General features: G+C 71.4%; 25 protein-coding genes. 11 read left to right on the top strand and 14 right to left on the bottom strand.

Annotation, left to right across the window (positions count from 1 at the left end):
• Positions 1–333 precede the first annotated feature (333 nt).
• Positions 334–534: a hypothetical protein gene (locus tag JL475_RS23460; RefSeq protein ID WP_237408049.1), complete on the top strand. Its 201-nt coding sequence runs from the start codon at positions 334–336 to the stop codon at positions 532–534.
• A gap of 291 nt (positions 535–825) precedes the next feature.
• On the opposite strand, the gene JL475_RS23455 is transcribed toward JL475_RS23460, so the two are convergent.
• Together JL475_RS23455 and JL475_RS23450 are read right to left on the bottom strand one after the other, a co-directional pair.
• Positions 826–1,974: a hypothetical protein gene (locus JL475_RS23455; RefSeq protein WP_202279805.1), complete on the bottom strand. Its 1,149-nt coding sequence runs from the start codon at positions 1,972–1,974 to the stop codon at positions 826–828.
• Positions 1,975–2,031: 57 nt separating this feature from the next.
• A complete protein-coding gene (locus tag JL475_RS23450) occupies positions 2,032–3,705 on the bottom strand; it encodes a hypothetical protein (RefSeq protein ID WP_237408047.1) in 1,674 nt (557 codons plus the stop codon).
• Positions 3,706–4,280: 575 nt separating this feature from the next.
• Between JL475_RS23450 and JL475_RS23445 the strand changes: the two genes are divergently transcribed.
• Together JL475_RS23445 and JL475_RS23440 are read left to right on the top strand one after the other, a co-directional pair.
• Positions 4,281–5,615 carry a S8 family serine peptidase gene (locus JL475_RS23445; protein WP_202279802.1) on the top strand — a complete coding sequence of 445 codons (1,335 nt, stop codon included), beginning with the start codon at positions 4,281–4,283 and terminating at the stop codon, positions 5,613–5,615.
• A complete protein-coding gene (locus tag JL475_RS23440; protein WP_202279801.1) occupies positions 5,612–5,860 on the top strand; it encodes a hypothetical protein in 249 nt (82 codons plus the stop codon). Before JL475_RS23445 ends, JL475_RS23440 begins: the two co-directional genes overlap by 4 nt.
• Positions 5,861–5,973: 113 nt before the next feature.
• Here JL475_RS23440 and JL475_RS23435 read toward each other — a convergent pair whose 3' ends face one another.
• From JL475_RS23435 to JL475_RS23405, 7 genes are all read right to left on the bottom strand, one after another.
• A complete protein-coding gene (locus tag JL475_RS23435) occupies positions 5,974–7,716 on the bottom strand; it encodes a VanW family protein (protein ID WP_202279800.1) in 1,743 nt (580 codons plus the stop codon).
• Between the two features lie 309 nt (positions 7,717–8,025).
• Positions 8,026–8,253 carry a hypothetical protein gene (locus tag JL475_RS23430; protein WP_202279799.1) on the bottom strand — a complete coding sequence of 76 codons (228 nt, stop codon included), beginning with the start codon at positions 8,251–8,253 and terminating at the stop codon, positions 8,026–8,028.
• Positions 8,254–8,376: 123 nt separating this feature from the next.
• Entirely contained in the window at positions 8,377–9,165 is a 789-nt protein-coding gene (locus tag JL475_RS23425; RefSeq protein WP_202279798.1) for an alpha/beta fold hydrolase, read from the bottom strand.
• Between the two features lie 108 nt (positions 9,166–9,273).
• Positions 9,274–10,947 (bottom strand): hypothetical protein, encoded by a 1,674-nt coding sequence (locus tag JL475_RS23420; protein WP_202279797.1) that lies wholly within the window; start codon positions 10,945–10,947, stop codon positions 9,274–9,276.
• A gap of 231 nt (positions 10,948–11,178) precedes the next feature.
• Positions 11,179–11,736, bottom strand: a complete 558-nt coding sequence (locus JL475_RS23415) for a DUF305 domain-containing protein (RefSeq protein WP_237408065.1) — start codon at positions 11,734–11,736, stop codon at positions 11,179–11,181.
• 131 nt (positions 11,737–11,867) lie between these two features.
• Positions 11,868–12,524 (bottom strand): DUF3105 domain-containing protein, encoded by a 657-nt coding sequence (locus tag JL475_RS23410; protein WP_202279795.1) that lies wholly within the window; start codon positions 12,522–12,524, stop codon positions 11,868–11,870.
• A 106-nt stretch (positions 12,525–12,630) separates the two neighbouring features.
• Positions 12,631–13,074: a hypothetical protein gene (locus JL475_RS23405; protein WP_237408045.1), complete on the bottom strand. Its 444-nt coding sequence runs from the start codon at positions 13,072–13,074 to the stop codon at positions 12,631–12,633.
• Positions 13,075–13,360: 286 nt separating this feature from the next.
• On the opposite strand from JL475_RS23405, the gene JL475_RS23400 reads away from it, so the two are divergent.
• The 3 genes from JL475_RS23400 to JL475_RS23390 all read left to right on the top strand — a co-directional run bounded on the left by JL475_RS23400 (position 13,361) and on the right by JL475_RS23390 (position 15,741).
• Positions 13,361–14,728, top strand: coding sequence for an MBL fold metallo-hydrolase (locus tag JL475_RS23400; protein ID WP_202279793.1), 1,368 nt, complete (start codon positions 13,361–13,363; stop codon positions 14,726–14,728).
• A 102-nt stretch (positions 14,729–14,830) separates the two neighbouring features.
• Positions 14,831–14,995 carry a hypothetical protein gene (locus tag JL475_RS23395; protein WP_202279792.1) on the top strand — a complete coding sequence of 55 codons (165 nt, stop codon included), beginning with the start codon at positions 14,831–14,833 and terminating at the stop codon, positions 14,993–14,995.
• Positions 14,992–15,741 carry a sulfite exporter TauE/SafE family protein gene (locus tag JL475_RS23390; protein WP_202279791.1) on the top strand — a complete coding sequence of 250 codons (750 nt, stop codon included), beginning with the start codon at positions 14,992–14,994 and terminating at the stop codon, positions 15,739–15,741. Before JL475_RS23395 ends, JL475_RS23390 begins: the two co-directional genes overlap by 4 nt.
• Positions 15,742–15,772: 31 nt before the next feature.
• Here JL475_RS23390 and JL475_RS23385 read toward each other — a convergent pair whose 3' ends face one another.
• Positions 15,773–16,060 (bottom strand): metal-sensitive transcriptional regulator, encoded by a 288-nt coding sequence (locus tag JL475_RS23385; protein WP_109378715.1) that lies wholly within the window; start codon positions 16,058–16,060, stop codon positions 15,773–15,775.
• Positions 16,061–16,141: 81 nt separating this feature from the next.
• Here JL475_RS23385 and JL475_RS23380 point away from each other — a divergent pair, with 81 nt between their 5' ends.
• From JL475_RS23380 to JL475_RS23360, 5 genes are all read left to right on the top strand, one after another.
• The gene (locus JL475_RS23380; RefSeq protein ID WP_202279790.1) at positions 16,142–16,732 is read left to right on the top strand and encodes a rhodanese-like domain-containing protein; all 591 of its coding nucleotides are present in this window, start codon (positions 16,142–16,144) and stop codon (positions 16,730–16,732) included.
• Positions 16,733–16,916: 184 nt separating this feature from the next.
• Entirely contained in the window at positions 16,917–17,987 is a 1,071-nt protein-coding gene (locus tag JL475_RS23375; RefSeq protein WP_202279789.1) for a zinc-dependent alcohol dehydrogenase family protein, read from the top strand.
• A 122-nt stretch (positions 17,988–18,109) separates the two neighbouring features.
• Positions 18,110–18,607 (top strand): flavodoxin domain-containing protein, encoded by a 498-nt coding sequence (locus JL475_RS23370; protein WP_202279788.1) that lies wholly within the window; start codon positions 18,110–18,112, stop codon positions 18,605–18,607.
• A gap of 271 nt (positions 18,608–18,878) precedes the next feature.
• Positions 18,879–19,328: a pyridoxamine 5'-phosphate oxidase family protein gene (locus JL475_RS23365; protein ID WP_202279787.1), complete on the top strand. Its 450-nt coding sequence runs from the start codon at positions 18,879–18,881 to the stop codon at positions 19,326–19,328.
• 147 nt (positions 19,329–19,475) lie between these two features.
• Positions 19,476–20,099, top strand: coding sequence for a DoxX family membrane protein (locus JL475_RS23360; protein ID WP_202279786.1), 624 nt, complete (start codon positions 19,476–19,478; stop codon positions 20,097–20,099).
• A 124-nt stretch (positions 20,100–20,223) separates the two neighbouring features.
• Here the strand turns inward: JL475_RS23360 and JL475_RS23355 are convergent, their stop codons facing one another.
• From JL475_RS23355 to JL475_RS23340, 4 genes are all read right to left on the bottom strand, one after another.
• Positions 20,224–22,620: a glycoside hydrolase family 65 protein gene (locus tag JL475_RS23355; protein WP_202279785.1), complete on the bottom strand. Its 2,397-nt coding sequence runs from the start codon at positions 22,618–22,620 to the stop codon at positions 20,224–20,226.
• 61 nt (positions 22,621–22,681) lie between these two features.
• On the bottom strand, positions 22,682–23,557 hold the full coding sequence (locus tag JL475_RS23350; RefSeq protein WP_202279784.1) for a universal stress protein: 876 nt from the start codon (positions 23,555–23,557) through the stop codon (positions 22,682–22,684).
• 117 nt (positions 23,558–23,674) lie between these two features.
• Complete coding sequence (locus tag JL475_RS23345) at positions 23,675–24,598, bottom strand: nitroreductase family protein (protein WP_202279835.1); 924 nt, start codon at positions 24,596–24,598, stop codon at positions 23,675–23,677.
• Positions 24,599–24,719: 121 nt separating this feature from the next.
• On the bottom strand, positions 24,720–25,601 hold the full coding sequence (locus tag JL475_RS23340; RefSeq protein ID WP_202279783.1) for a pyridoxamine 5'-phosphate oxidase family protein: 882 nt from the start codon (positions 25,599–25,601) through the stop codon (positions 24,720–24,722).
• Between the last annotated feature and the right edge of the window lie 4 nt (positions 25,602–25,605).

Genomic DNA, 25,605 nt, shown 5'->3' with positions numbered 1-25,605 from the left:
GGGGCATTGCCTTCCGGGCCTTCCGGGTCCCGCGCCGCCCGGCGTGTGCGGCTGCCCGGGCGTCGCGCGGAAAACGCGGAAAGATCCGCACGGCGGGTTCCTGACGTGGTTCCACGCCGGAAGCCGCCGTTCGGATCGCCTGAGGAGGCCCTTCAGGTGATTGCCGGACGCCTCATGAGCCAGGCAGTCGGCGCAGGGGTACGACGTCTCAGCAGAGGACGAACCCAGAACCCCGCGAGGAGCTTGGCGATGTACGCAGCGGTCCGGCGGTACGAAGGAGTGACAGATCCGGCAGAGGCGGGACGCCTCGTGAACGAGGGCTTCGTGCCGCTCATGAGGCAGGTTTCCGGCTTCGTGGCCTACTACTGGGTCGATGCCGGGGACGGAGTGATGGTCTCGACCAGCGTCTTCCAGGACCGGGCCGGTGCCGAGGAATCGATCTCGAGGGCGGCGGACTTCGTGCGGGACAACCTGGCGTCCCTGCTCCCCAACCCTCCCCAGATCACAGCCGGAGAGGTTCTGGCTTCCGCATAGCAGCGTTCGGACCGGCCTCCCGGGTTCGCCGCGGCCGCCGCCGGACGCAGGTACCCGGGGAGAGCTGGAACACCCCCGGTACAGCACCGTGATGGCACTTCGCGAGGCGAAACCGGCGCCCGCCGGGCACTGCCACGTCGGCTGACGGTGTGGGACGGTCTTCGGGTTGATCGTGCCGTGCCGGGGTGTGCCGGCGAAGAACCAGCGACTCGGCGCCACCGCCGATTGCGGAAGAGGGGCGAATGCTTCACGGATCCCTCCGGTCACCGAAGGAGCACCCGCCGATGCGGTTCAGGCGACGCGGGAGGAGCGGCTGGAGAGGGCGGGCCTCGGGTCGAGGAAGTTGCCGTAGGCGGAGAAGGCTTCTGCGGTGAACGCCTCCTCGGGCATGTCGGCCGGGAGGAACTCCACACAGGAGGTCTGTGGCTCGGCTGTGCTCTTGCCGAAACGGCAGGCGGTTCCGGTGAGCTTGATGGTGATGAAGTCTGCGATCTGAGACCCGAATCGGATGGGCCTGCCGGCGATGGTGATGTCTCCGACGCTGAAGCCCTTCTCAGGTGACACCCGGTAGACGGCTCGGACACGGTGTTCCGTGTCGCCCCTGAGATAGGTCCAGTAGCTCTTGGGGTCGGACCCGTCGGGCGTCTCCCAGCCGTCGGTGGACAGGTCGTCGAAGTACAGGCCGACCGGGTCGGCGAGGGTGATGTCGGCCCTTTGGCGGGCGAGGGCGTTGACGCCGGCGCCGATGTGCGGATCGCTGTTGCGTTCGGGGGCTCCGTACTTGCCGCAGGCGATGAGCTCCTGCTCGGTGGTGAGCTCCGTGCCGTCGATGACGCGCCGGATGGTGGCCGCGGCAGCCAGTTCGATCTCGGCGCCGAGGGTGTTGTTGCGCTGGACGAGGTGCATGGCGCCGTGGCTCGTGGAGTCGTTCCACTTGTTGCGCGGCTGGTATCGGCCGGTGGGGGAGAACAGATCCTCTGGACGGACGTCAGGACTGATGTGGTGACGGTAGAGCTCGATGACCTTCTGCGGGTTGGTCTCCGCGAGCACTTCCCAGTACTCAGGGCCTTCACAGGTGAACGTGACCTGCGTGATCTTGTTCGTGTTGTCGCGTGTGACGCTCCACTCGCAGTACTCGTCCTGGACGTCACGGCTGGCGTCGCAGCGTTCCCACCGTTGGACGTCGGAACTTGACGTGATCTTGATGATGCGGGGGAACGCGGTCCAGCTGATGGCGGCCCTGGTGGCGTCCTCGGCGGTGTCTGTGCTGGTCAGGTTGTAGAACTGAGGCCTTGGACTGTCGTGCAGCACCTCGTGGGGATCGGGTCCCTCGATGGCCGCGTCCACCGTGTTCGAGATGAAGGCATTCCATGCCTTGCGGCCGAAATCGTCGAAGTCGTCGAGGTTCCCTGGAGGCCCGTAGGCGTCGATTTTCGTCATGGTCCGTTCCTTCCGTGCGAAGCGGACGGCGTGGTGGCCGAGCGCTTGGGCGGTGATTCAGGACAGGGGGGCGGTGGTGGCGTCCTCACGCATCGTCAGCGGCGGCGCGTCAGCGGGGATGTCGGTGACCGGCAGGGTCAGCTGGAACTCGTTCAGCTTCATGGCCCGGAACTGCCGGCGGCGGGATTCGGCGAGGCGGACGTAGTCGTCGAAACCGTCTTCGGTGCGGGCCCGCGCCGCGGCCTTGCGCAAGTAGGTGTCCACGCGCTGTCCGAACACCGCCTGCCACGCGTCGTCGGGCACCTCCCAGTGCGCGGCGAAGCGGCTCTCGGGGCTGTCGGCGGGCAGGGCACGGGCGGCATCCGTGATGGCCAGGGCCATCTGGTCGCACAGTGCCGAGGACTTGGTCGCTGTGGTGGGCGCATACCGCATGAGATGCGCGCGAGGCGCGCTGAAGACCGGATCAGGGAAGTCGACCATCAGCACGCAGGCGGCGAACTTCGCCGAGAGCAGCCCATGGCGGATCATCTGCCGTACCACTTCGCTGTCCTCGTGAGCGGCCTCGGGCACCGCGAAGGCGAAGAAGGTGTCGCCGGGCTGGCGGAAGGCGATGCCACCGTCCTCGGCCCGCTCTTCCAGCCGGAAGCCGAACCGGGCCAGGCTTGCGCAGTACCGGGCAGCGGGTGCCGTGGGAGGTGCGGCCTGCGTCACCAGGCCGAGGTCGTTCAGGAGGACGTCCTGATTGAGCCAGAACCCCATCGGGAGCACCAGGTCGGCCGATTCCGGGGTGACGACGCTGCTCTGTCGGTCCGTGCTGGCGAGGTTGACGGTGGTGGTCGTGAACAGATGGCGGAGCAGGCGGTCGGGGTGTTCGACGACGCCGTTCGCGGTGACCCTGGCGAGTCGCGCGGCAGTCCATCTGGTGACCAGCGACCTGACGGTCAACTCCAGCTTCTGGGCGCCCGTGACCTGCTGGTAGAGAGGATCACGGCGCAGTGGGTCGTCGTCGGCCAGGCGGATCGTGGCCCGCTCGGACTGCCAGTTGATCCAGGGGATCCTGAGTTCCTTCATCACGGCGCTTCCGTTGACATGGCTGTCGAAACAACCCTTGCCGCGGGAGTCCGGCTCCAAGGCGTCCCAGGAGTTGCCCGCCCATACCCAGGTCGGACCGACGCGCATGTAGAAGTTGAAGACCTTCGCATCAGGGTCCCAGGCCGCGACCTGGAGGAACGCTGTGACCTGGTCGCCGCCGGCCTGCGTACTGATCAGCAGGTCCGCCTGGCCGGCTCGCACGGCCACGGTGACGGCGAAGCGCATGTCACGGTGCAGTCCGGGAGAGGTGCCCGGCGCGATCTGCCCGGCCTCACTGACCAGGTACACCCGCCGAGAGGCGGCGGCCGCCTCCGGTAGTCCAGACAACAGCTCCCGCACTGTCACCGGGAACCTGTTCCTGCGGAAGAACTCGGCGGCCATCGGGTCGCTCAGGCCGGCGAGTTCCTCCTCGCTCACCGGTCGTGCCCGGTCGTCCCTGCCGCTGACCCTGCGGTACAGCTGTCCGGCACTCAGCGTGGAGGGATCGGTGCCACAGCCCTCGTCGACCAAGTCGTGCTCCGCCTCAGCCGCTTCCAGGACGACCTTCTCGGCGGCCCGGCGGTCACCCTCGAGCGTGCCGCCGACGGTCGGCTGCCGCCACGCGGTCGCCCGCCGCACTTGGCTGCGCTCGTTGTGCATGGCCGTCCCTCCAATGGGCGTACGGGTCACGAAATCCGCATCATCGCCTTTGGGTATTTTCATGGCCATATGCGCCATTGGCCACCGTGGTGCCCCAACCTGATGACCTCGCTCTTCTCCCGCAGGCCGTTCCCGCTGCGCCGACGGCAGCTCCGGCAACGAGCTGGACTTCCCAGCGACAGCGACTGCCGCTTTCATCGCATCGGCCGAGGCGGGGGCGAGGGCGAGGGCGGCCAAGCGGAGGGCGGAGCTGGGCACGTCGACGCGATGGGGCCCCTGCTCTGGGGGCACCTCCCAGCGGTAACCGGGGGAGAAGCCGAGAGCTTGGAGAAGGGCGAACGAGCAGAGGACGGAGAGGACTCACGGCCGGCGGCGCTGTGTTGCGGTCCTCCGTGCCCGGTGCGACGGTGTTCGAGGGGCGCTGCCGACGGCCTGGCCAGGCACAGCCTTGCAGGCGGCGGCACCACGCGTCGATACACGACCGAACCGCGCCCCGTCATCCTCGGCACCCGACACCTTGTGCATCGGCGCGCGTCCACGAACCGGGGGGAACCCAGCAGAAAGTGGGAAATTCAATGGCGAACGGACCCATGGACAGGCGCGCCTTCGGCGAGCAGCCCTTTCGGCCCAATGGCCCCGTCAGGGGCCAGGGCACGGAGTACACCGGTCGGTACGTGGTCCTGCTCGACCCGAGCAACCAGGAGAGCGGAATCAACGCACTGCGTTCCTCCGCCGACATCGCGTCCGTCGAACGCGTCCGGGGCGCCGAGGCCGCGAACGTCGCCGAACTCCTCGAACGCCCCGACGTCTCGGTGCACTTCGAGGAACTCGGAGCCGCCGTCGTCGAGGTACGGCCCGATCAGCGCCACACGCTGGTGACCACGGCCGAGGCGGAGCCGTCGATCATCGCGGCGGAGCCGGAGCGCATGGTGTACGCCCTGCCGATCACCGCCCCGCAGCAGGCGCCGACCGAGTTCTTCCCGGCCTACCGCAGTGACGAGGACGTGGTCACCCGCCACACCAGGACCGAAATCGCCGCCGCCCAGGGCCCGGCCTCGGACGAGCAGAGCTTCACCTGGGGCCTGCAGGCGATCCGGGCCAACCTGACTAACCTGACCGGACGCGGTGTGAAGGTCGCCGTCCTCGACACCGGCGTGGACATCACCCACCCGGACCTGGTCCGGTGTGTCGAGGACACGATGTCCTTCGTGGTCGGCGAGGCGGTCGAGGACGGTCATGGCCATGGCACCCACTGCATCGGCACCGTCGCCGGACCGAAAAACCCCCAGCAGGCACCCCGCTACGGCGTGGCCCCCGAGGCCCGGATCCTCGCCGGGAAGGTCCTCAGCAACCAGGGCAGCGGTGCCGACGGCCAGATCCTGGCGGGCATGGCCTGGGCCATCGCCCGGGGCGCGCGGGTGATCTCCATGTCGCTCGGCGCTGGGGTCCGACCGGGTGAACTGTTCCCGCAGACGTACGAGATTCTGGCTCAGCGCGCGCTCGAGCGCGGGACAGTGATCGTCGCCGCCGCGGGCAACGACAGCAACCGACCCCCGAGCATTCGGCCGGTCAGCCGACCGGCCAACTGCCCCTCCATCCTCGCGGTGGCCGCGCTCGACAAGTCGATCACGCCGTCGTTCTTCTCCAACGGCGGAATCAACGACCAAGGCGGTGAGATCAACATCGCTGCGCCCGGCAGGGACGTGCGCTCGGCCGCTCCGGGCGGCGGGTATCAGACCATGAGCGGCACGAGCATGGCCACGCCGCACGTCGCGGGTGTCCTCGCCCTGCTCGCCGAGGCGAACCCCAACGCTTCCGCGGCCGATCTCATGGCGAGCCTGAAGTCCGGCGCGTTCCCGCTGACGCAGCCCGTCCGGGACGTCGGCGCGGGCCTGCTCCAGGCCCCGTGAGCGAGTCACCCCGGTCCGCGCCGGTCGGGGTCGTCCTCGCGGTCGACCCCGACCGGTTCGCGGAGGTGGTCGCGGCCCTGCGGAGGGCCGGACTGACGGTCACGGGCGAACAGCCGATCCTCGGCACGCTCTCCGGCACCGTCCCGGAGGACCGGATCCCGGCCCTGGAGGCGGTCGACGGCGTCGACTCCCTCGACCGGGAGCGCACCATCCGGCTTCCCCCGCCCGACTCCCCGATCCAGTGAGCGTTCTCGACGTGGCCACTGAGCGGGTGACGGGGCCGGCCTCCGCGAAAGGGAGGCCGGGCGGGCGGGGCCCCGGGGCGGCGCCACGCCGGACGGGGCGACGGGGCGTCTCCTCAGGGCTGATGCTCGCTCGGCGCCTCTGCGCAGGTGACCTCGTCACGTGGGGTGTAGTGCGTGTGGAACGGTTCCCGCCCCACTTCCCGGCCGTCGTCGTGGAAGACCCGCTCCACGGTGACGTCGAAGCCCTCGAGCGGGGTCTGCGGCACGCACTTCTCAGCGGTGCTCACCTTCTTCGCCGGCTGCTGCACGTCGGTGCGCGGCCCCTTGACCGACGTGATCTCGTCGTACTTCTTCGTGCCGAGGAAGGTGACGGTCACCGAGGTGTCGGTGGACTCGGCCTGGATGTAGACGGCCTTGCCGGAGTCGTTGGCGAACCTCAGATCGAGGCTGCCCCAGGCGACCGTCGCCTCACGGCCCTCGGGGTAGCGCTCGATGTAGAAGGAGTGGGCGCCGTACTCGACGGGCTTGACCCCGGCGAAGAACATCGCGTTGAAGACGGTCGTGGCCACGGCGGAGACACCGCCGCCGGACGCCTTGACGTACTGGTCGTCGAAGATCATGATGCCGTCGACGAAACCGTTGGCCCGGGTGCGCTCGCCGACGGTCCGGTTGAAGCTCCAGGTCTCGTCCGGCATGACGACGGAGCCGTTGATGAGTTCCACGGCCCGGCCGATGTTCGTCGTGCGGTAGGCGGCCGGCTCGAAGGCGACGGTGAAGGAGGACATCTTCTCCGTCAGCCCCAGACGGGCCGCGTTCTCGCGGGTGATCTCCGGCTGGATCCGCTGTGTGGCCACCTCGCCGGTGCGGGCGGCGCCCGACTCGGTGAGCAGGGGCAGGACGGCCTTGCTCAGGGCCTTGTCGGTGACCTTCACGGCGGGTCGGGCGTCGGCGGTCACCACGACCTTCTCGCCCTCGAGTCCCAGCCGGGCGTTCCGGGGCGTGGTGGGGAGGCCGTTCAGGGCGCCGGCCACCGCGGGGGCGGCGCGCAGGCCCCTGCTGTCGAGCTTCGGTGTGAGCCTGCCGGTGTCGTCCGGCCGCATCGTCAGGTACTCGCCCAGCACGGCCGGGGTGATCGTGAACCGCTTGTCGCCCGCGGTGAGCGTGACCGGTGCCGACATCGCCGGCCGCGCGAACTCGCGCACCGCCCGCCGTACCTCTTCCGCCGTGACCTTCGGCCTGGTCTCGCGTGCGGGCAGCACCGTGACCGAGTCCGCCGCGCCGCGCAGGAAGGGGTCGCGCAGGGCACCGCTCGCGGCGTCCACGTCCAGCGCGTACCCGGTGCGCGGGGTGATCTGCTCGACACGGCCGTCGTCGAAGGAGACGGCGCCGTCACGGGCCTTCTGGTCGAGCGTCTTCGCCAGCTTCCCGAGGGTGGTACGGGCCTTGTCCTCGTCGGTCCGCACGACCGGTTCGATGTCACCGCCCGAGCGGAACAGCCCGCTGATCACGCTGACCGGGTCGGCGCCGGTGGACGCCGCCCGGTCAAGGGTTTCCCGGATGTCGAAGGTGAGCCCCGCCTGCCGCGGATCGACCGTGCCCTCGCGGTCGCCGACCTGCACTGCCAGCTTCCGCGGGCCGGCCGCCGCCAGGTGCTGCTCCAGCTTCCGGGTGGCTTCCTCGCGGGTCAGGCCCCCGATGTCCAGGCCGCGCACCGTCGTACCCGCCTCGATCTCACCGCCGGTGAGCAGCAGCCCGGCCAGATACAGGCCGCCGATCCCGACGGTCAGCGCACCGCCCGCCAGGGCGACGGGCGGGAGCGAGGCCTTTCGAGAAACGGAAGGTATTCGGGGGCGCATGGGTCTCCTGAGTGATCGATGTAGCGTACACCCAATGTTGTGGCGTTGTGTGCGAGAACAGTCGGTCAAGCTACGAACAACCGGACACCGAAGGGTATATCCCAGGTCGCATCGGGCGTCCCCGATCAGCTGTCCGAGTTTCGACGTCGACGTCGACGACTCAGCCGAGGCCGAGGTCCGGCTGCTGTCCCAGGGCGCCACCCGCCCGGAACCCCAGCCGGACCCGACCGCTTCCCGGTCCTCACGGACCCCGCGGGCCGACCCTTCCGCCCGGTTCCGCAAAGGCCGCGGACGACGGACCGAACGGCGTCAGGAGCACAGGCAGGGGTCGGTCTCGTGGCCCAGGCCGGTGACGTCGCGATCGCGCAGAGTACCCGCGAACGCCTGGATCTCGTCGACGTCGCCCTTCGGATACCCGCCCCAGCCGTCGGCTGCCGGCCTCGTGACCTGTGAGAGGACCGTCATGGGCCGGATGGCGTCGGGGTCCTGAACCCCGGCGACCACTCCGAGGGTGAAGCTGTCGCCGGTGTCCGTCACGGGGCGTCGAGGGCCGCTTCGGTCCGCTGCGTCAGTCCACCGTCGCCCACTCTTCTCCCCTCACCGCGCTGTCCAGACTCGTGCGTCGCACCGTTAGCCGCACGGGCGCAATGCCGGCGCCCGTCACTGGCGGGCGAGGAACGGGACCAGTACCGCGGCGAGTTCGGTGGGCGCCTCCAGAGCGATGAGGTGAGCGGCGGTGGGGAACTCGACCAGAGTGGCGCCGGGAATCTCTGTGGCGTACCGGCGGGCGATGTCCTGGAAGTCGGCGACGTCGAACGTGCCGATCCCGACCAGTGCGGGGACGGAGACAGCGGAGATGTCGCCGGTCGTGGCGTCCTGGGAGTGCTTTTCCCTGACGGCCTGGTTCACCAACGACGTCCTCAGCGGAACGCCGAGTTGGTCGGCCAGCCCCTCGGCAACGTCATCCCATCCGCGTGCGGGCCCGCGCAACCACATGTCCAGGTTCACGCGAATGGCGGTGTCCAGGTCGCCGGCGTCCAAGGCCGCGGTCTCGGCCTCGTCGTACGCGACCATTTCCGCGGACCAGTGGTGTCCCGGCCACGGCGGGGCGAGCAGCGCCAGGGAGTCCACCCGGCCGGGGTGGGTGAGAGCGAAGTCCACGGCCACGCGGCCGCCCCAGGACGCACCCACAAGCCGGACGCGTTCGTGGCCGAGGTGGTCCAGGAGGCGGCGCAGGTCGTCGGTCTCGCTGAACGGTCCGGTCGGGGGTGCGGACTCGCCGAAGCCGCGCAAGTCGTACCGGATGACCGTGTGCCGTTCCGCAAGGACGGGCACGACCGCGTCCCACATGCGGTGATCGGCGACGCCGGCATGCACGAGTACGACGGGCGGTCCCTCGCCGGTGACGGCGTAGGAAAGGTGGCCGAGGTCGTCGGTGAGTATGAGCATCCGCAGATGCTCGCAGGACGACAGCGCAGGGGCCACCCGATAAGGGAAGGTCCGTCAGGAACCGCGGAATTGAAGCCGGTGCGATCGGGTCATGGCGGGCCCGGCGCGTTACAGCAGACCGCCCAGCGGCAGGACCCGCTCGGTGAGCTGTCCGCGCAGCCGCCCTCCGGTGGTGTCGGCCTCGGCGAGCCAGCCGGCGGCGATCAGCAGTTCGACGTGCCCGGTGATCTCCTCGGGCGGCAGGGCGCAGAACACGGCGGCCCTGTCCAGATGCAGTCCGCCGTCCTCGGCGTGCCCGAGGCTGCCGTCGGGGCGGGTGTGGGCGGCGCTGTACAGGGCGAGGAGCCGGGTGGCGGCGCCCAGTTTCCTCTTGCGGATCTTCCGGTCGCCCACGGCTTTCTGGGCCCAACCGGAGATCTTCGAGCGGGTGGTCTTGCCGAAGACGAACGGGCGGGGCTGTTCGGGCAGCAGCGTGGGGACGGTGACCGCGGTGGGGTTCTCGGGCCGGGAGGCCAGCGCCTCGGTGACGGTACCGGGCAGACGCAGCCAGTCGGCGGCGACCAGTTGTTCCAGCACCCGCTCGGCATCGCCCTGCAACCAGGCGGTGAGGTCCTGTCCGGTGATGTTCCCGGTGCCGGCGCGCGCGGCCCGCAGGGTGAGCAGAAGCACCGCGAGGTGCACCTCGGCCTCGGGGTGCGGGGCGTGGTCCTGGACGTAGCCCAGCACGGTACGGGCGTGCACTGCCTGTTGCCGGGTCAGCAGCCGTTCCACCACCGGGCCGTCGGCGGGCCCGCCGACCCGGTTCTCGTGCATCTCGAGGGTGGTCTGCGCCGCCTTGCGAGCCCGGTGCGCCTCATGGCGCAGGGTTCCGTCGCCGGTGACATCGGCCCACAGGGCGAACGCACGGGCCTTGCGCTCGTGGAGTTCGGCAAGGACGACGAGGTCGGGCTCGGTGCGCTGCTGATAGGCGCGGAACGCATCTCCGAGCTCGATGAGTTCCACCCGCAGCACGTCGGGCTGAAGGTCGTGCGGCACGGTCCGCTGCGCGATCTTCCCGCACCGCTTCGCCCGCCGGGACGCGTCCCCCGGTGAGGCGGTGCGGGCGCCGGGCGCCACGGCGGATCCGGCGGCCGGGGAAGAAGCATCGGCAGGAGCAGGAGCAGGAGCAGGAGCAGGAGCAGGAGGGGGCAGAGGTGAGGGGGCGTGGTCGGAGAACACCGCCGCCACATTCCCGCCGGTCGGCTCCCGGACCGTCTGCGGCGTTCCCGTCGCTTCCCGTCCCGCCCCCGCCCCCGCCCCGGCCCCGGACCCGGCCCCGGCCGGACGGGGCGGCGGGGCGGTGGCCAGGACGCGGCAGTCGGGAATGGCGGCCGCGCAGCGCACGCACGTTTCCGCGATGCGCCACAGCCGCCCGGCACGGCTCGCGTGCACCATCAGGACCACCGGGCCCCCGCATCGCACCGCCCCCTCCGTCGGTCGCGCCCCGTCACGCCTGCCGGCGGGGACGTCGGAGGTGTGCCACGCGCAGTCGGCGGCGCGACAGCCGCACCATGCCCCGCCGCGCGGCCCGCCGTCCGCCCGGATGCGGGACAGATGCATGTTGACGTGTTCGACCGCGGCCTTGCGCCCCGCGGGAGTGCTGGAGAAGTGCTGATCGGCACAGGCCGGGCGGGAGCAGGAGAGCCGGACCGTGCCGGCGGAGGGGCGGCCGTAGGGGTCCAGGCGCACCGCCCACACCCTCCCCGTGACGCGCTCCTGCTGCATACCGGCTTGCACCGTCATGTGCGTACTCCCAGCGTTGCCTGATCCGTTGTCCGGGCGGTCCCCATCATCGGGGAAACCGGCCGACCAGTCGCTGCGAAACGGAAATTTCACCCCGGCGTGCCCTGGTGACGGTTCGGGTGACGATCGGGCACACCGCGTCGCCACGCCGGACTCCGGTACGGGAGCCGTCGCCGCGCGTCCGGTCGGGCGCCGCCTCTGGGGGCACCCGACCGGACGGCCGGAGCGGAATCACTTCCGGGGCGCGGCCCCGCGCTCCTTCAGCAGGGCGGTCATCAACTCCACCTCCGACTGCTGGCCCTCGACCATGCTCTGCGCCAGCTTCTGCTCGGTGTCCACCTCGCACTGCGAGACACAGGCGCGGGCCATGTCGACGCCGCTGATGTGGTGGTCGATCATGAGCTGGAGGTAGAGGATCTCCGCCTGATCGTCCTCGAGCTCACCGAGCCGGCCGAGTTCCGCGGCCGTGGCCATGCCCGGCATCAGGGACCCGCCCTTCGACCCGTGGTCCTCGTGGCCACCGTGCATCCACGTCATGTACCCGTCGGGCGAGACCTTCGGCAGCTCCCACAGATCGAGCCAGCCGAGCATCATGCCGCGCTGGTTGGCCTGAGTCTGCGCGATGTCGTACGCGAGACGCCGGATGTCCTCGTCGGCCGTGCGGTCACGGACGATGTACGACATCTCCACCGCCTGCTGGTGGTGGACGGCCATGTCACGAGCGAACCCCGCATCGGCGGAGTCCACGGCCGGAACGCCGACCGTCTGCTCGTTCTCCTTGCTCACCATGACCAGGACCGACAGGGCCACGACCACGGCGACGAGGGCCGCCGCGCCGACGGTCAGCCAGCGGGTGAGGCCGGGCCGTGGGCCGTGTTCCTCTTCCGGAGCCGTGGCTCGTTCCGTCATGACCGTGCCGGTCATGACGCCATCAAGCCGCCCGAGCAGGCGGCACCCGGCTCAGGGGTCTGGGGCCCTTGGACGTACTTGGTGAAGAACTGGTCGATCCGCGGATCCGATGCATCGTCCACGGTGAGCTGGCGCCCCCAGGCCGACAGCATGATCGCCCCGGACTGGTCCGTGACCGGGCTCATCAGGCTGTACGGGGTCCTGGAGACCTTGTCCCCGAGAGCCTTGACGTCGGCTTCGGCGGCCTTGTCGTTGTAGGTGACCCAGACCGCGCCGTGCTCGAGGGAGTGGACGGCGTTCTCGTTCGGTATCGCCTCGGTGTAGACGGTGCCCTCGCAGGTCATCCACGCCTGGCTGTGGTCGCCGCCGACCGGTGGGCTCATCGCGTACTTCACGGTGCCCTGGACGTGGTTGCGGGTGAGCTTCTTCGCCTCCCAGGTCTTCTCACCCTGTACGGGCTTCTTCGCCTCGGCCGCCTGCTGCTCGCTCTTCTCGTTGGCGCTGTTGAGGGCGTACCCGCCCCACCCGACCAGTCCCGCGACGATGACCGTGCTGAGCGTGATGGTGATGACGCGGCGACGACGCTCCCGCGCTCTCTCGACGCGACGCATCTCTTCGACGCGGGCCTTGCGGGCAGCCGCGGCTTCCTTCTTGCTGGTCTTGTTCATGGCTGAATGAGTCCTTCTCCCGCCGTTCGGCGGTGGGTGCAGGGGTGATGGACGGATACCGCTCGGTACCTGCGCGGACGTGAGCGCAGGGCGCGGCAGGGCACCGTCAGGTCCGTTGCACCTGGAGGACGTGGAGGTCGGGAGCGCTGTGCACCGGCGGAGGCTGTGCGAGGACCGCGGGGTGCCGCTCCGGACACGGGAAGCCCGGCATGCGGGTCAGGGCCAGGGGCGGAGTCTGCGTGGGCGCGCCGAGTACGGCCGGTACGTCGTGGACGGCAGGGGAGCAGCAGGGATCGCCGGGGGAACAGTCGCCCTGCCGGACGAGGGACATGACGGGATGCCCGGCCGGGGTCCCTGTCACCACTGTCCCGCCCGCGGACGGGGCGGTCGGGGGCGCGGCGTCCTTCTCGGCGCCACCGTGCCCCGCGTACCCCAGGCACACCACCAGGGCGGCGAGCAGGACGGCAAGGGCAGGGCAGAGGACCGCGGTGCGAACAGTCCACCGCGGACCGCGTCCTCTGTCTCGCGCCTGCTGCGCACGGCTCCTCATCACGAGTGATGTTAAGCGGTCCCGCGGGAGAGCCGGTGGCCGGTCCCGGACTGTCGGTGATCACGCCCGTTCATGGGGGTCGGGGCGGGCGGAGGCGCGGGACGCCCCGTGGCGCGAACGGCCGCCGCCGCGGCCGCTCCCGAGGTGTGCGGGCCGTGTGCGAGGTACTCGTGAGTGAGGCGTGTGCGCGGGGTCGCCCTCTTCCTCGGAGATACCCCCCGGGGTACCTGTGTTACTGTCGACGGTATACCCCCCGGGGTAATTCTTCACTGGAAGGAAGTGCTTCGTGTTCTTCGTCGACACGATCGAGGTGCAGGGGCTCGGCAACCGCGGTTATCTGGCGGGAGGCGAGCGGACGGCGGTGGCGGTCGACCCGCCGCGCGACATCGACCGGGTGATCGCGGCGGCCGTGCGGCGCGGGGTGCGGATCTCGCACGTCGTCGAGACGCACCTGCACAACGACTACGTCACCGGTGGTCCGGAGCTGGCCCGCATCACGGGCGCCGCCTACCTCGTGCCCGCCGGGGCCCGGGTCGCCTTCGCGCGGGTCCCGGTGCACGACGGCGACCGCGCGGACATCGACACCGCCGCCGGTCTGGCCCTGCGCGCCCTGGCCACACCCGGTCACACCCCGCACCACACCTCCTACGTGCTGGAGGAGAACGGCACGGCACGCGCGGTCTTCACCGGCGGCTCGCTGCTGATCGGCACCGTCGGGCGCCCGGACCTCGTGGAGCCGCGCCTGACCGAGCACCTGGCCCGGGCACAGCACGCCTCCGCGCGCCGACTCGCCGCCGAACTGCCCGAGGAGACGGCGGTGCTCCCCACGCACGGCTTCGGCAGCTTCTGCTCGTCCACCCAGGCCGGGGGCGACAGCACGACGATCGGCAAGGAGAAGACGTCCAACGAGGCCCTCACCCGGGACGTGGACACCTTCGTCGCCGACCTGCTGGCCGGTCTGGACGACATCCCCGCCTACTACGCGCACATGGGACCGGTCAATGCCACGGGCCCCGCGCCCGTCGACCTGACCCGGCCCGCCCTCGCCGACGCCGGGGAGATCGCCGCCCGGCTGGCGGCGGGGGAGTGGGTGGTGGACCTGCGCAACCGCGTCGCCTTCGCCGACGGACACGTCTCCGGCTCGTACAACTTCGAGGCCGAAGGGCAGCTCGCCACCTATCTGGCCTGGCTGATCCCCTGGGGCAAGCCCGTCACCCTGCTCGCCGAGTCGTCCGAGCAACTCGCCGTCGCCCAGCGCGAGCTGGTCCGCGTGGGCATCGACCGCCCGGCCGCCGCGGCCACCGGAGGGCCGGCCGACTGGGTGCGCGAGGGCGAGGAGCCGGCCTCCTTCCCGCGGGCGACCTTCGCCGACCTCGCCGGCCGGCACCCCGCGGAGGGCGTCGTCGTCCTCGATGTCCGGCGTGATGCGGAGCGGGCAGGCGGACACGTCCGGGGCTCGGTGCACATTCCGATCCACACCCTGCACAGGCGCCTCGACGAGGTCCCCGAGGGTGAGGTGTGGGTGCACTGCGCGGGCGGTGTGCGTGCCGCCGTCGCCGCCTCCCTTCTGGATGCCGCGGGGCGTGACGTCGTCGCCGTGGACGACTCCTTCGACGCGGCCGGGCGGGCCGGACTCACCGTCGGCAAGGGCTGACGGCGGCTGATGATTGCTGATGGCCGCCGGCGGCACGGACGCCGCAGCGGGCCGCGCCGGCCCTTCGCGCCGGCAGGAGAAACACAGGAGCAGGAAACCGACATGAGCATCTTCCGGCGAGGCCGCAGCGGCCCGGACCGCGTCACCGTGCGGCAGGCGGAGCACACTCCCCGAGCCGCCCACCCGCCGCTGTCCACGCCGACGGCCCGGGCCGCCGCGGGGCTGCCGGTGACGGACCCGCACGGCGCGAACGGCGCCCTCACGTGAGCGCTCTCGTCCTCGCCCTGGTGGCCGGGGCCGTGATCGGTCTGGCACTCGGTGCGCTCGGAGGCGGCGGCAGCGTGCTGGCCGTCCCGGCCCTGATCTACCTGCTCGGCTTCACTCCGCTCGAGGCCACCACCGCGAGTCTGGTCATCGTCGCGTTCACCTCGGTCGCCGCACTGCCCGCGCACGCCCGTGACGGCCGGGTGCGGTGGTGGACGGGGATGCTGTTCGCAGCGGCCGGGATCGGCCCGGCGATGCTGGGCGGCGCGCTCGCCGGACGCCTTCCGGAGACGGCGCTGACGGCGGCGTTCGCCGTGGTGGCGGCAGCGGCCGCGCTGCGCATGCTGCGGGCCCGGCCGCTCGCGGACACCGTCGTGCCGGTCCGGCCGGGCCGCGCGGCAGCGGCCGGCGCCGGGCTCGGCACCGTCACCGGCGTGCTCGGCGTCGGAGGCGGCTTCCTCGCCGTACCGGCGCTGGTGGGCGTGCTCGGCCTGCGCATGCGTGAGGCGGTGGGCACCAGCCTGCTGGTCATCACCGTCAATTCCCTGGCCGCGCTGGCGATGCGCGCCGGCACGCTCGACACGTTGGACTGGGGGGTCGTCGGACCCTTCGCCGGAGCGGCGGTCCTCGGCGCGTGGGACGGGAAGCGGCTGGCCGCGAAGGTCTCCGGAGGCACACTCCAGCGGATCTTCGCCGGGGTGCTGGCGGCCGCGGCCGCCCTCATGCTGCTCGACGCGGTGACGATGTGACGCGCCGCGGCCCGCACACCCCGGCGACCCCCTACGCCAGGGACAGGAACAGCTTCTCCAGCCGGGCGCGCATCTGCTCGGTGTCCTCCCCGTTCTTACGACCGGACTCCATGTCCACCACGCACTGCTGCAGGCCCGTCGCGATGATCGCGAAGCCGGCCCGGTCGAGCGCGCGGGAGGCCGCGGCGAGCTGCATGACTACCTCCTCGCAGTCGCGCCCCTCCTCGATCATCCGGATCACCCCGGAGATCTGGCCCTGCGCCCGGCGCAGCCGGTTCAGCACGGCCTTCAGATCCGCACCCTCGAGCTCCAGTTCCACGACCACTCCTCGAAAAATACCCCTAGGGGTACTGTACGTCCCCATTCGGGACCACGTCGACCACCAAGGATCACACCTGACATGACCAGCCCCCTCACCCCGGTCACCCTCGGCACCGACCAGGCCCGGACCCGCCTCGACGAACTCACCGTCATCGACGTGCGCACGCCCGCCGAGTACGCCTCCGGCCATCTGCCCGGCGCCCTGAACATCCCCCTGGACCACGTCCGGCGCGCCCTGCCCGAGATCCGGCACGCCGCCGAGCGGGGAGACGTGCTTCTCGTGTGCGCCTCCGGGGCCCGCTCCAAGAACGCCTGCACACTGCTGGCCGAACAGGGCGTCCCCACCGCCACACTCGCCGGAGGCACCAGCGCCTGGGCCGCCCAGGGCCACGACCTGCACCACCCCGCCGTCTGTGCCACCACTCCGGCCGGCTGGAGCATGGAGCGCCAGGTCCGTCTGACGGCCGGCACCCTGGTGCTCCTCGGCCTCCTGCTCGGCCTGCTCGTGCATCCGGCGTTCCAGCTCCTCTCGGCCGGTGTCGCGGGCGGCCTGGTTTTCTCCGCGCTCACCGACACCTGCGGCATGGCGGTCGTGCTGGCCAAGCTGCCCCACAACCGCCCCCGCGCGGCCGACCTCGACACCGCGCTCGCCGCCCTGCGCGGCCGCTGAGCCCCGCGGGGCCGACCGGGCCGGCCGTCCCCCCGAGGGCCGACCGGCCCAAGCGGATGTCCCGGTCGTCGAACAGACTGGAGGTGCGGAACCCCGGCGTTGCGCCGGTGCTCGGCGCCCACCTTGCCGACGGCGCGCCGCCGGGTTCCTCACCCCACCGGCGAGCAAGAGAGCGAGGGTCGTCATGAAGGGCTACGTCTTCCACGGTCCCGGACAGGCTTCCTGGGAGGAGGTCCCGGACCCCGGCATCAAGGAACCCACCGACGCGATCGTCCGGGTCGACGCCGTGACCATCTGCGGAACGGACCTGCACATCCTCAAGGGGGACGTGCCCGAAGTGCGGCCCGGCACCGTGCTGGGACACGAGGCGGTCGGTGAGGTCGTCGAGGCGGGAAGCGACGTACGCACGGTGCGCCCCGGGGACCGGGTACTGGTCTCCTGCATCAGCGCCTGCGGACGGTGCCGGTACTGCCGCGAGGGCATGTACGGCCAGTGCCGGGGCGGCGGGGGCTGGATCCTCGGACACCTGATCGACGGAACCCAGGCGGAGTACGTCCGTGTGCCGTACGCCGACCTGTCCGTGCACCCGCTGCCCGGAGCGCTGGCCGGTCAGGACGCCGTGCTGCTGGCCGACATCTTCCCCACCGCCTACGAAGTGGGTGTGCTCAACGGAAGGGTGAGGCCCGGGGACACCGTCGTGGTCGTCGGGGCCGGCCCCATCGGGCTGGCGGCCATTGCCACCGCCCGGCTTTTCGCACCCGAGCGGATCGTCGCGGTCGACCTGGCCGACGCCCGGCTCGAGGCCGCCAGGGGCCTCGGCGCCGACGCCGTGGCCGACGCGCGGGAAGCCCCCGAGCAACTGGTCACCGACCTCACGGACGGGCTCGGCGCGGACGTCGTCATCGAGGCGGTCGGTGTGCCGGAGACCTTCGAGATGTGCACGCGCATGGTCCGGCCCGGCGGGCACGTGGCCAATGTCGGCGTGCACGGCAAGCCCGCGGCCCTGCATCTGGAAGACCTGTGGATCAAGAACGTGACCATCACCACGGGTCTGGTCGACACCCGTTCCACACCGACGCTGCTGCGGATGGCGTCCGCCGGCAGGCTCCCGACCTCGCAACTGGTCACTCACACCTTCTCCCTGGACCAGATGGAGGAGGCCTACGACGTTTTCGGCAACGCCGCCGAGACCGGCGCCCTCAAGGTCGTACTCGGCGAGCCACGGCATGACGTCGTCGCCACGCGGACGACCTGACAGCCGGCGGGCCGACACCGGTCCGGTCATGCCCGGACCGGGCCCGTCGCCGGTGGAGCCGCAGACACGGCACGGCGTGGCCGACGACCGGCCGCGCCTGCTGTGAGAGGAGGTGCAACGCCATGACCGGCACCGTGTTGGTCACCTACGGAACCACGAACGGCTCGACGGCACGCATCGCCGAAGCCGTCGCCGACGTCCTGCGGAAGGACGGGTTGACGGTCGAGACCCTGCCCGCCCGGTCCGTCGCGAGTGTGACGTCGTACGACGCCGTGGTGGTCGGCGGTGCGCTGTACGCCGGACGCTGGCACAAGGACGCCCGTCGGTTCGTCCGCCGGTACCGCCGCGACCTGGCGGAGCGCCCGGTGTGGCTGTTCAGCAGCGGCCCGCTGGACGCCACGGCCTCGGAACGGGACATCCCGCCGGTACCCGGCGTGCAGAAGGCCGTCGTAGAACTCGACGCCAGGGAGCACGTCACCTTCGGCGGTTGTCTCGAGGAGGGCGCGAAGGGATGGGTGGCCCGGATGATCCTCCGCAGTGGAAAGGGCGGGGACTTCCGCGACTTCACGGCGATCGAGACGTGGGCGGCGCATGTCGCGGGCGATCTGACGCGCACATGAGAGCGGGCTGGAGGACTGTGCCCGACCCAGACCCCGGTGCCCGGCACCGGGGTCGCCGCGGTACCTGCGCCGACGACCTGTCGCCGCGCTGCCGCCAGGCCGTTTTCCGGTGTGAACGGGACTGTCGGCCCTCACCTTCCGGCCTCGTCCCGCTCAGGGTGGAAGGACAGGGAAAACAACGGAAGCGACGGAAGCGACGGAAGCCACGGAAGCCACGGAAAGACGTGAAAAGAAGCAGTACCCGCTGTACCAGGAGGAGGACGGGCTGACGATGTACCCCGATGACGGTTTCCGTGAACTCGGTCGGCAGGAGTGCCTGCGGCTGATGGCCGAGGTGCCCGTCGGCCGCATCGTCTTCACGCGCCTGGCCCTGCCCGCCGTGTTGCCGGTCAACTTCTGCCTGGACGCCGACGGTGCGGTCCTGCTGCGTACCGCTGCGGCCTCGGAACTGGTCCGCGCGATCGACGGCGCGGTGGTCGCCTTCGAGGCCGACGACGTCGACGCGGCCCGGCAGGCCGGCTGGAGCGTGGTCGTCACGGGCCGGGCCGCGGTGGTGACCGACCCGGCCGAGCACGCGCGTCTGTCCCGCACCGGTCCGGTCTCCTGGGTGCCCGCGACGCGGGAGGTGTTCGTCCGCATCGAGTCCGAGCTGGTCACCGGGCGTGAACTCGTCGGCGGACGCACCCTGTACGGGGTGAGCCTGGCGGCAAAGGACGGCTGACGGTCTTCAACTGGGCTCATACCGGGGGCGTTCGGCCCGCGGACCGGGACCTTCGGCCCCCTCCGGCGGATGCCGGCGGCGCGGGACATTGAAAGAGCAACGAGAGTCGTCCACATCCTGCGCCACCCTCTGGAAGGGATGAGCACCATGGCAGTTCACGACCACCCCCACCGGCGTCCGGGATTCCGCTTCCCGTCCCCGCACCGGGCCGGGACGGCTCCCGTCTCCGCCGAGCCGACGACCGCGGCGGCGACCGCGACCCATGCGTACGTGTTCGCCGGGCTCCGTCTGCTGACGGGTTTCGTCTTCCTGTGGGCGTTCCTGGACAAGACGTTCGGCCTCGGCTACGCGACCCCCTCCGGCAAGGGGTGGGTCGACGGCGGGTCGCCGACCAAGGGGTTCCTCAGCGGTGTCGCCGTCGGGCCGATGGAGTCCACCTTCCACGCCTGGGCCGGGGCCGCCTGGGCCGACTGGCTGTTCATGCTCGGTCTGCTCGGTGTCGGCCTCGCGCTGATCGCGGGCGTCGGCCTGTGGCTCGCCGCGGTCGCGGGCACCGTCATGATGGCGCTGATGTGGGTCGCGGAATGGCCGCCGGCCCAGCACCTGTCGGACGGATCGCCGAGCATGTCGACGAACCCGTTCGCCGACTACCACCTGATCTACGCCGTGGTCCTCGTCGCACTCGCCGCCGCGGGCTCCGGCGCCACCTGGGGACTGGGCAAGGTCTGGGCGCGGCTCCCCTTCGTCAGCCGCAACCGCTGGCTGCTCTGAACGGCCGCGGAAACGTCGGACCGGGGCACCTCCGCTCGTCGGCGGGGGTGCCCCCTCGTTCGTGCCCCCGCCGAGCAGGGCGGCCGGATCACTTCTCGAGGACGTTGCACGACATGCTTGACGATCAACCCCGCGGCAGCACGAGCCTGCACGTCTCTCCCGGTGCCACCGTGACGGCTCGGTCGGCGAGCACCACGCGGATCGGGGACTGCTCGGAGTCGGGCACGCCGATCCGCAACCGACCGCTCCGCAGCCGCACTTCGACGCCCCAGTGACCGCGGTAGCGCAGTGAGAAGCCGTATTCGGACAGCGCCGGAAGCGGCACCGGGTCGAGCCACAGGGCGTCCTCGCGGGTCTCCAGTCCCGTCAGTCCGCGCTGGACGAGGTCGAGGGTCCCCGCCATGGCGCCGAGGTGGATGCCTTCGCCGGTCGTGCCGCCCTGGACGTCGGCGACGTCCGACTCGAGGGCCTCATGGAGGTACTGCCATGCCTCCGCCCGTCTGACCCGGGCGAGGACCCAGCCGTGGACGAGTTCGCTGAGAGTGGAGCCGTGGCTGGTGCGCCGGAGGTAGTAGTCGACGGTCCTGCGCCAGATCGCGTCGTCCATCACGTACCCCAGACGACGGAACAACCACTGCAGTTCCGTGGGTGAGAAGAGGTAGCCGAGCATGAGGACGTCGGCCTGCTTGGAGGCCTTGTAGCGGTTGACCGAGTCGCCCTCGGCCTCGAGGATCCGGTCCAGTCTGCGGATGCTGTCGTACCGCGCGCGGTAGTTCTCCCAGTCCAGTTCGGCAAGGTCGCCGTAGCCCTCGAACTGGCTGACGACGCCCTGGTGGTACGGCACCCGCAACCGCCGGGACACCTCCTCCCACCTCGAAAGCTCGTCACGGTCCAGGCACACGTGCTCGAACAACTCCTCCCGGCGCCACGCGGGAAGCCGCCGTACGAGGTCCAGGGCGCGGGTGATGACCCAGGCGGCGGTGACATTGGTGTACGTGTTGTCGTCCAGGCCGGGCCGGGAGGCGTCCGGGTAACCGTCGTGGTACTCGTCGGGGCCGACCACCCCACGGATGCGGTAACGGTCCGACTCCGGGTCGTGGACCGCCGTGTCCGCCCAGAAGCGGGCGATCTGCAGCAGCATCTCCGCGCCCTTGGTGTGGAGGAACTCCGTGTCGCCGCTGGCCTCGCAGTACTGCCACACGTTGTACGCGATCGCCGAACCCACATGGTGCTGGAGCCGGGAGTGATCCGGCAACCAGCGCCCCGAGCGGGGGTTCAGATGCAGCTCCTGGGTCTCCTCACGGCCGTCGCTGCCGCTCTGCCACGGGTACATCGCCCCCGCCCGGCCGGCCGCGGCCGCCGCCCGGCACGCCTGTGGCAGGCGCCGGTGGCGGTAGGTCAGCAGTGCCCGGGAGACCTCCGGGAAGTGCAGGTTCAGATACGGCAGCACGAACAGCTCGTCCCAGAACACGTGCCCCCGGTAGGCCTCGCCGTGCAGCCCCCGGGCAGGCACCCCCACGTCCAGGTCCGCGGTGTGCGGCGACAGCGTCTGCAGCACGTGGAACAGGTGCAGGCGCAGGATGCGGCCCGCATCGCCGGGCACCCGGACCTCCGCGCGCCGCCACAGCTGCTCCCATGCGGCGACGTGGGATTCCAGGAGCGTGGAGAAGTCCGGGGCGCCGGCCACGCGGTCGACGGCCGCCTCGAGCGGGTCGGCGATCGCCGTGTCGCGTGAGGTGTGCAGCGCCACGGTCTTCTCCACGCCGACGTCCCGGCCCGGAACGACGGAGACCACCAGACGGTGCACGACACGCTGCCGGGCGCGCTGCAGCTCCGGAGCCGAGGGCCGCCGCCCGGTGACCACGGTCCGGGCCGCCATGGCGATCGCGATGTCGGAGGTGCTGGTGCGGCAGCGCAGCCACACCGTGCGGGGCTCCTCCGTCCCTGTCCGCACGTGCGCCAGATGACGGCGCTCGAGAGACCGGTAACGATGCACGTTGCCGTTGATCACACCGCCGTCGAGGGCGGACTCGACCTCGATCTCCCCCGACCAGTCCTCGGCCGTGAAGACCGTCCGCAACGCGGCCAGGTGAGGGTCCCTCATGTGGACGAGACGGGTCTGCTCCACACCCAGCACGCCCGCGTCGTCCCGATAACGGAACGTGCGGGTCAGCGTGGCCCGGCGCAGGTCCAGGATGTGCCGGTGGTCGAGGAAGACGCAGGTGTCCGGGGAGAACCACGGACCCCACGGTCCGCCGGCGGGGCGGCAGCGGAACCGCAGGGGCAGCCAGTTCGGCAGGTTGACCAGATCCTCGTTCACCACCTGCCGCCCCGCCACCCTCGACTCCAGACGGTTGTAGCAGCCGGCCGCGTAGGTTCCCGGGCAGTGCACCACCCCCGCCCGGCTCTCGGGCACCGCGCCGCGCGTGGCGAAGTAGCCGTTGCCCAGGGTGCACAGCGATTCCCGCAACCGCTCGGCAGCGGGGTCGTACCCCTCGTACTCCCACGTCCACTCCGGCATCCGCCGCCTCCACCCCTCTCCCTCCACGACACGTGCCCGCGTGGCGCCCGCACGACGGGGTTCAGGTTCGCCGGGGGACGACGGCGACCGGGCACGTGGAGTAGTGCAGCAGGGCGTGGGCGACGCGGCCGAGCTGCAGACCGAAGTGGCCGTGGCGCCGCAGAGCGCCGACGACGATCAGGTCGGCTTCGGCCGATGCGTGCAACAGGACCCGGTGGGCGGGGCCCTCCACCGGCCTGCGCCGCACCCGGACCTCGGGGTGCTCCCGCATCGCCTGGTCCAGCGCGTCGGTGAGGTGGGTCGCGGCGCGCTCCTCGTGGGCACCGGCGGCGTCGTCGGCGAGGAGGGGATGGTCCACGTGCTCGTGAGCCGGGCTGCGCCAGGCCCGTACGGCGTCGAGGGCGGAGCCGCGCGCCTCGGCCGCACGGAAGGCGAACCGCACGACGCCCGCGCCCGTGGCCGGGTCGCCGACCCCCACCACCACCCGCCCGAAGAGGCCCTGCCGGTTCTGTTCCGCACCACGGACCACGATCACCGGGCACACGGCACGCGCCGCCACGGCGAGGCTGACCGATCCCAGCAGCAGCCCGGCTATTCCGCCACGGCCGCGTGAGCCCGTGACCAAGGCGTATGACTCACTTCCCGCGTGCAGCAGCGTGGACACGGCATCGTCGGGCTGCACGTCGCCCGAGACCTTCACCTCGGGATTGCGGAGCCGGGCACGCTCGACGGCGGACGCGATGATGTGCTCCGCCATGATCTCTTCGGCGGGGCGATCGGTCCTGAGGGAGGGGCGGGCCGCCTCGTAGCGCTCCCACAGGGAGGCATGGATCAGGCGCACCGGCAACCCGTGGCGTGCCGCTTCGTCCACCGCCCAGTCCAGTGCCTGAAGGCTGGAGTCCGATCCGTCGACGCCCACGACCAGCGGGAGTTGCATGGGTTTCCTCACTTTCCTGCGCGGCCACTGACAGACCTCATGCCCATACCGTCGCACTGCCCGGGGCCTGCCGCGACACGCGGACCGCGCCACCGGTGCCGGTGGGGCCGCGGCGGCTCAGGGCTGGATGTCGAGTACGTCCGGCACCGGGCGTCGCGGGGCGCCGGGGCCCTTGGGGCCGTATCCCAGGCGCAGCACGATCTGTATGTGCCCGGCCCCGGACACGGGGTCGCGCAGCGGCCAGCGCAGGTCGCTCCACTCCAGGGCCTGGGTGGCGAAGGAACTGGACAGGCCCTCGAGGGTGGCCAGCAGCAGGACCCGTTCCATGGCCTGGCCGGCGCGCAGCCAGTCCTCCGGGCGGTCGTGGGAGGTGCTGAGGACGGCCAGCTGGGGGGTCCGTTCGAACTCGGCGGTGCCGCGGCCGGGCACCGGCCTGCTCCCGGCGAAGTCGCGCATGGGCGCCTTGCCGCCGTGCTTGCGCGGTCCGAAGGCGTAGTCGGGCACTCCGTCCGGGGCCGCGTTCCCCGACGGAGTATCGATACGGGTCCACTTCGCCAGGTCCTGGCCGCTGCCACGGTCCGTGAGATTGCGTGCCTCGGCCTCCTCCAGCAGTTCCAGCACCTGTTGCAGGTGCCAGGAGGACGGGAAGGTCAGCGTCGCTCCCTCACTGCGGGCGGCGTCGGCCAGGGCCGTGCGCAGCTCCTGGGGGATCTCCGTCTCCTCGAACGGGAAACGGCTGCTGTGCCGCTGGTGGATCGCCGGATACAGCGCGGAAAGAGCGCTCCGACCGCTCCCGGGAGCGGTCAGCCGGACGACGGCGAGCAGCGTCGGATCGGCCGGGTCGGGCAGCAGCCGGACCGCCGGGTGCCACCCCTCGTGGGTCAGCGCGACCCGCAGGTTCAGCAGAGCGGCGCCGTCGCCGAGGTGCAGGGCACGGTTGTCCGGGTCGGCGTGCGGCAGGACGCGGTCGAGGTCCGCGCGCACCTGGAAGGTACGGCTGCCCCGGAAGTAGCGAAAGCGCCACGGCTGTGCGTTGTGCATGGACGGAGCGGCGGCGGCGTCGTGCGTAAGAGCCGCCACCCGCTCGTCCGGCAGGGTCTGCTGGTTCACAGGGGCTCCTTTCGTGAAGCGGCGGAGCACAGTGGGCACGAGCCGTGGCAGCTCACCGACCGGCCGGAGCGATGCGGCGTCCGGTCAGGCGGGTGGGCCGGATCGACACCCACATCTCGCGCCCGGCCCCGGCCCACGGTGCGGTGTGGGCGCGTTCGGTCAGCCGCCGCACCTCGCCGGGCTCCGTGACCACCCGCGCGGGGCCGACGGCGAGCACGCTCCAGCCCCGGCTCATGGCCTCGTCCACGTGATCGACCTCGAACGCGACGTCCGATCCCACGGCCGCCGCGGGCACGGAGTCAGGAGCGGTCCGGAAAGCGATCGCGTCGTCGACGACCTCGTAGTTCACCGGGACCACCGCAGGCCCTTCGGGCGTGGTCACCGCGATGCGCCCCACACCGTGCGTGGACAGCAGGGCGCGGCAGTCCTCCGGTCCGAGGTCCCGCAGTTCGGGGTGCAGCAGCGCGGTGCCCCGGCCGGGCGGCAGATCGACGCCACTCCCGCGCAGTGCCTGGACGCTGGTGCCCAGCGCCGCGGCCAGCCGGATGAGGGTCGCCAGGCTCGGATCGGCCGGGCGTTCCTCGAGATAGGCGAGATAGGCCGGCGCCATCCTGGCGCGGCGGGCCGTCTCTTCCCGGCTCAGGCCCCGTCGGGTGCGTTCGGTGGCCACCCGCCGGCCGATGTCGCCGGGGCCGGGCGCTCCGGCGGGCGGGGGCGCTCCGGCCCCGGTACCGGTCTCGGGTTCGTGTCCGAGATGCTTGATGTGGGCGTCGGGGCCGGGGAACACGAGTGTCACCTCCTGCGTGTCCGACCAGCGCACGTCGTACGGCGGGGTGCCGTCCTCGTGGTGGAGTCCGACGATCTCGCCGTCGCGCCGGGCGGCGCCGGTCGCCGGGCCTTCGATGACGAGCTGATCGCCGAGGTGAGCTTGCATGATC

It is taken from the genome of Streptomyces sp. M2CJ-2, from assembly GCF_016757295.1.
Classification (GTDB): domain Bacteria; phylum Actinomycetota; class Actinomycetes; order Streptomycetales; family Streptomycetaceae; genus Streptomyces.
Note: the sequence above shows the minus strand (reverse complement) of the source record. Positions and strands in the feature narration are given on the sequence as shown.

Excerpts from the sequence above, each read along its gene's own strand:
- JL475_RS23460 (WP_237408049.1), top strand. The coding sequence starts at position 334 with ATGAGGCAGGTTTCCGGCTTCGTGGCCTACTACTGGGTCGATGCCGGG.
- JL475_RS23455 (WP_202279805.1), bottom strand. The coding sequence starts at position 1,974 with ATGACGAAAATCGACGCCTACGGGCCTCCAGGGAACCTCGACGACTTC.
- JL475_RS23450 (WP_237408047.1), bottom strand. The coding sequence starts at position 3,705 with ATGCACAACGAGCGCAGCCAAGTGCGGCGGGCGACCGCGTGGCGGCAG.
- JL475_RS23445 (WP_202279802.1), top strand. The coding sequence starts at position 4,281 with ATGGCGAACGGACCCATGGACAGGCGCGCCTTCGGCGAGCAGCCCTTT.
- JL475_RS23435 (WP_202279800.1), bottom strand. The coding sequence starts at position 7,716 with ATGCGCCCCCGAATACCTTCCGTTTCTCGAAAGGCCTCGCTCCCGCCC.
- JL475_RS23425 (WP_202279798.1), bottom strand. The coding sequence starts at position 9,165 with ATGCTCATACTCACCGACGACCTCGGCCACCTTTCCTACGCCGTCACC.
- JL475_RS23420 (WP_202279797.1), bottom strand. The coding sequence starts at position 10,947 with ATGACGGTGCAAGCCGGTATGCAGCAGGAGCGCGTCACGGGGAGGGTG.
- JL475_RS23415 (WP_237408065.1), bottom strand. The coding sequence starts at position 11,736 with ATGGTGAGCAAGGAGAACGAGCAGACGGTCGGCGTTCCGGCCGTGGAC.
- JL475_RS23410 (WP_202279795.1), bottom strand. The coding sequence starts at position 12,524 with ATGAACAAGACCAGCAAGAAGGAAGCCGCGGCTGCCCGCAAGGCCCGC.
- JL475_RS23405 (WP_237408045.1), bottom strand. The coding sequence starts at position 13,074 with ATGAGGAGCCGTGCGCAGCAGGCGCGAGACAGAGGACGCGGTCCGCGG.
- JL475_RS23395 (WP_202279792.1), top strand. The coding sequence starts at position 14,831 with ATGAGCATCTTCCGGCGAGGCCGCAGCGGCCCGGACCGCGTCACCGTG.
- JL475_RS23380 (WP_202279790.1), top strand. The coding sequence starts at position 16,142 with ATGACCAGCCCCCTCACCCCGGTCACCCTCGGCACCGACCAGGCCCGG.
- JL475_RS23375 (WP_202279789.1), top strand. The coding sequence starts at position 16,917 with ATGAAGGGCTACGTCTTCCACGGTCCCGGACAGGCTTCCTGGGAGGAG.
- JL475_RS23370 (WP_202279788.1), top strand. The coding sequence starts at position 18,110 with ATGACCGGCACCGTGTTGGTCACCTACGGAACCACGAACGGCTCGACG.
- JL475_RS23365 (WP_202279787.1), top strand. The coding sequence starts at position 18,879 with ATGTACCCCGATGACGGTTTCCGTGAACTCGGTCGGCAGGAGTGCCTG.
- JL475_RS23360 (WP_202279786.1), top strand. The coding sequence starts at position 19,476 with ATGGCAGTTCACGACCACCCCCACCGGCGTCCGGGATTCCGCTTCCCG.
- JL475_RS23355 (WP_202279785.1), bottom strand. The coding sequence starts at position 22,620 with ATGCCGGAGTGGACGTGGGAGTACGAGGGGTACGACCCCGCTGCCGAG.
- JL475_RS23350 (WP_202279784.1), bottom strand. The coding sequence starts at position 23,557 with ATGCAACTCCCGCTGGTCGTGGGCGTCGACGGATCGGACTCCAGCCTT.
- JL475_RS23345 (WP_202279835.1), bottom strand. The coding sequence starts at position 24,598 with ATGCACAACGCACAGCCGTGGCGCTTTCGCTACTTCCGGGGCAGCCGT.
- JL475_RS23340 (WP_202279783.1), bottom strand. The coding sequence starts at position 25,601 with ATGCAAGCTCACCTCGGCGATCAGCTCGTCATCGAAGGCCCGGCGACC.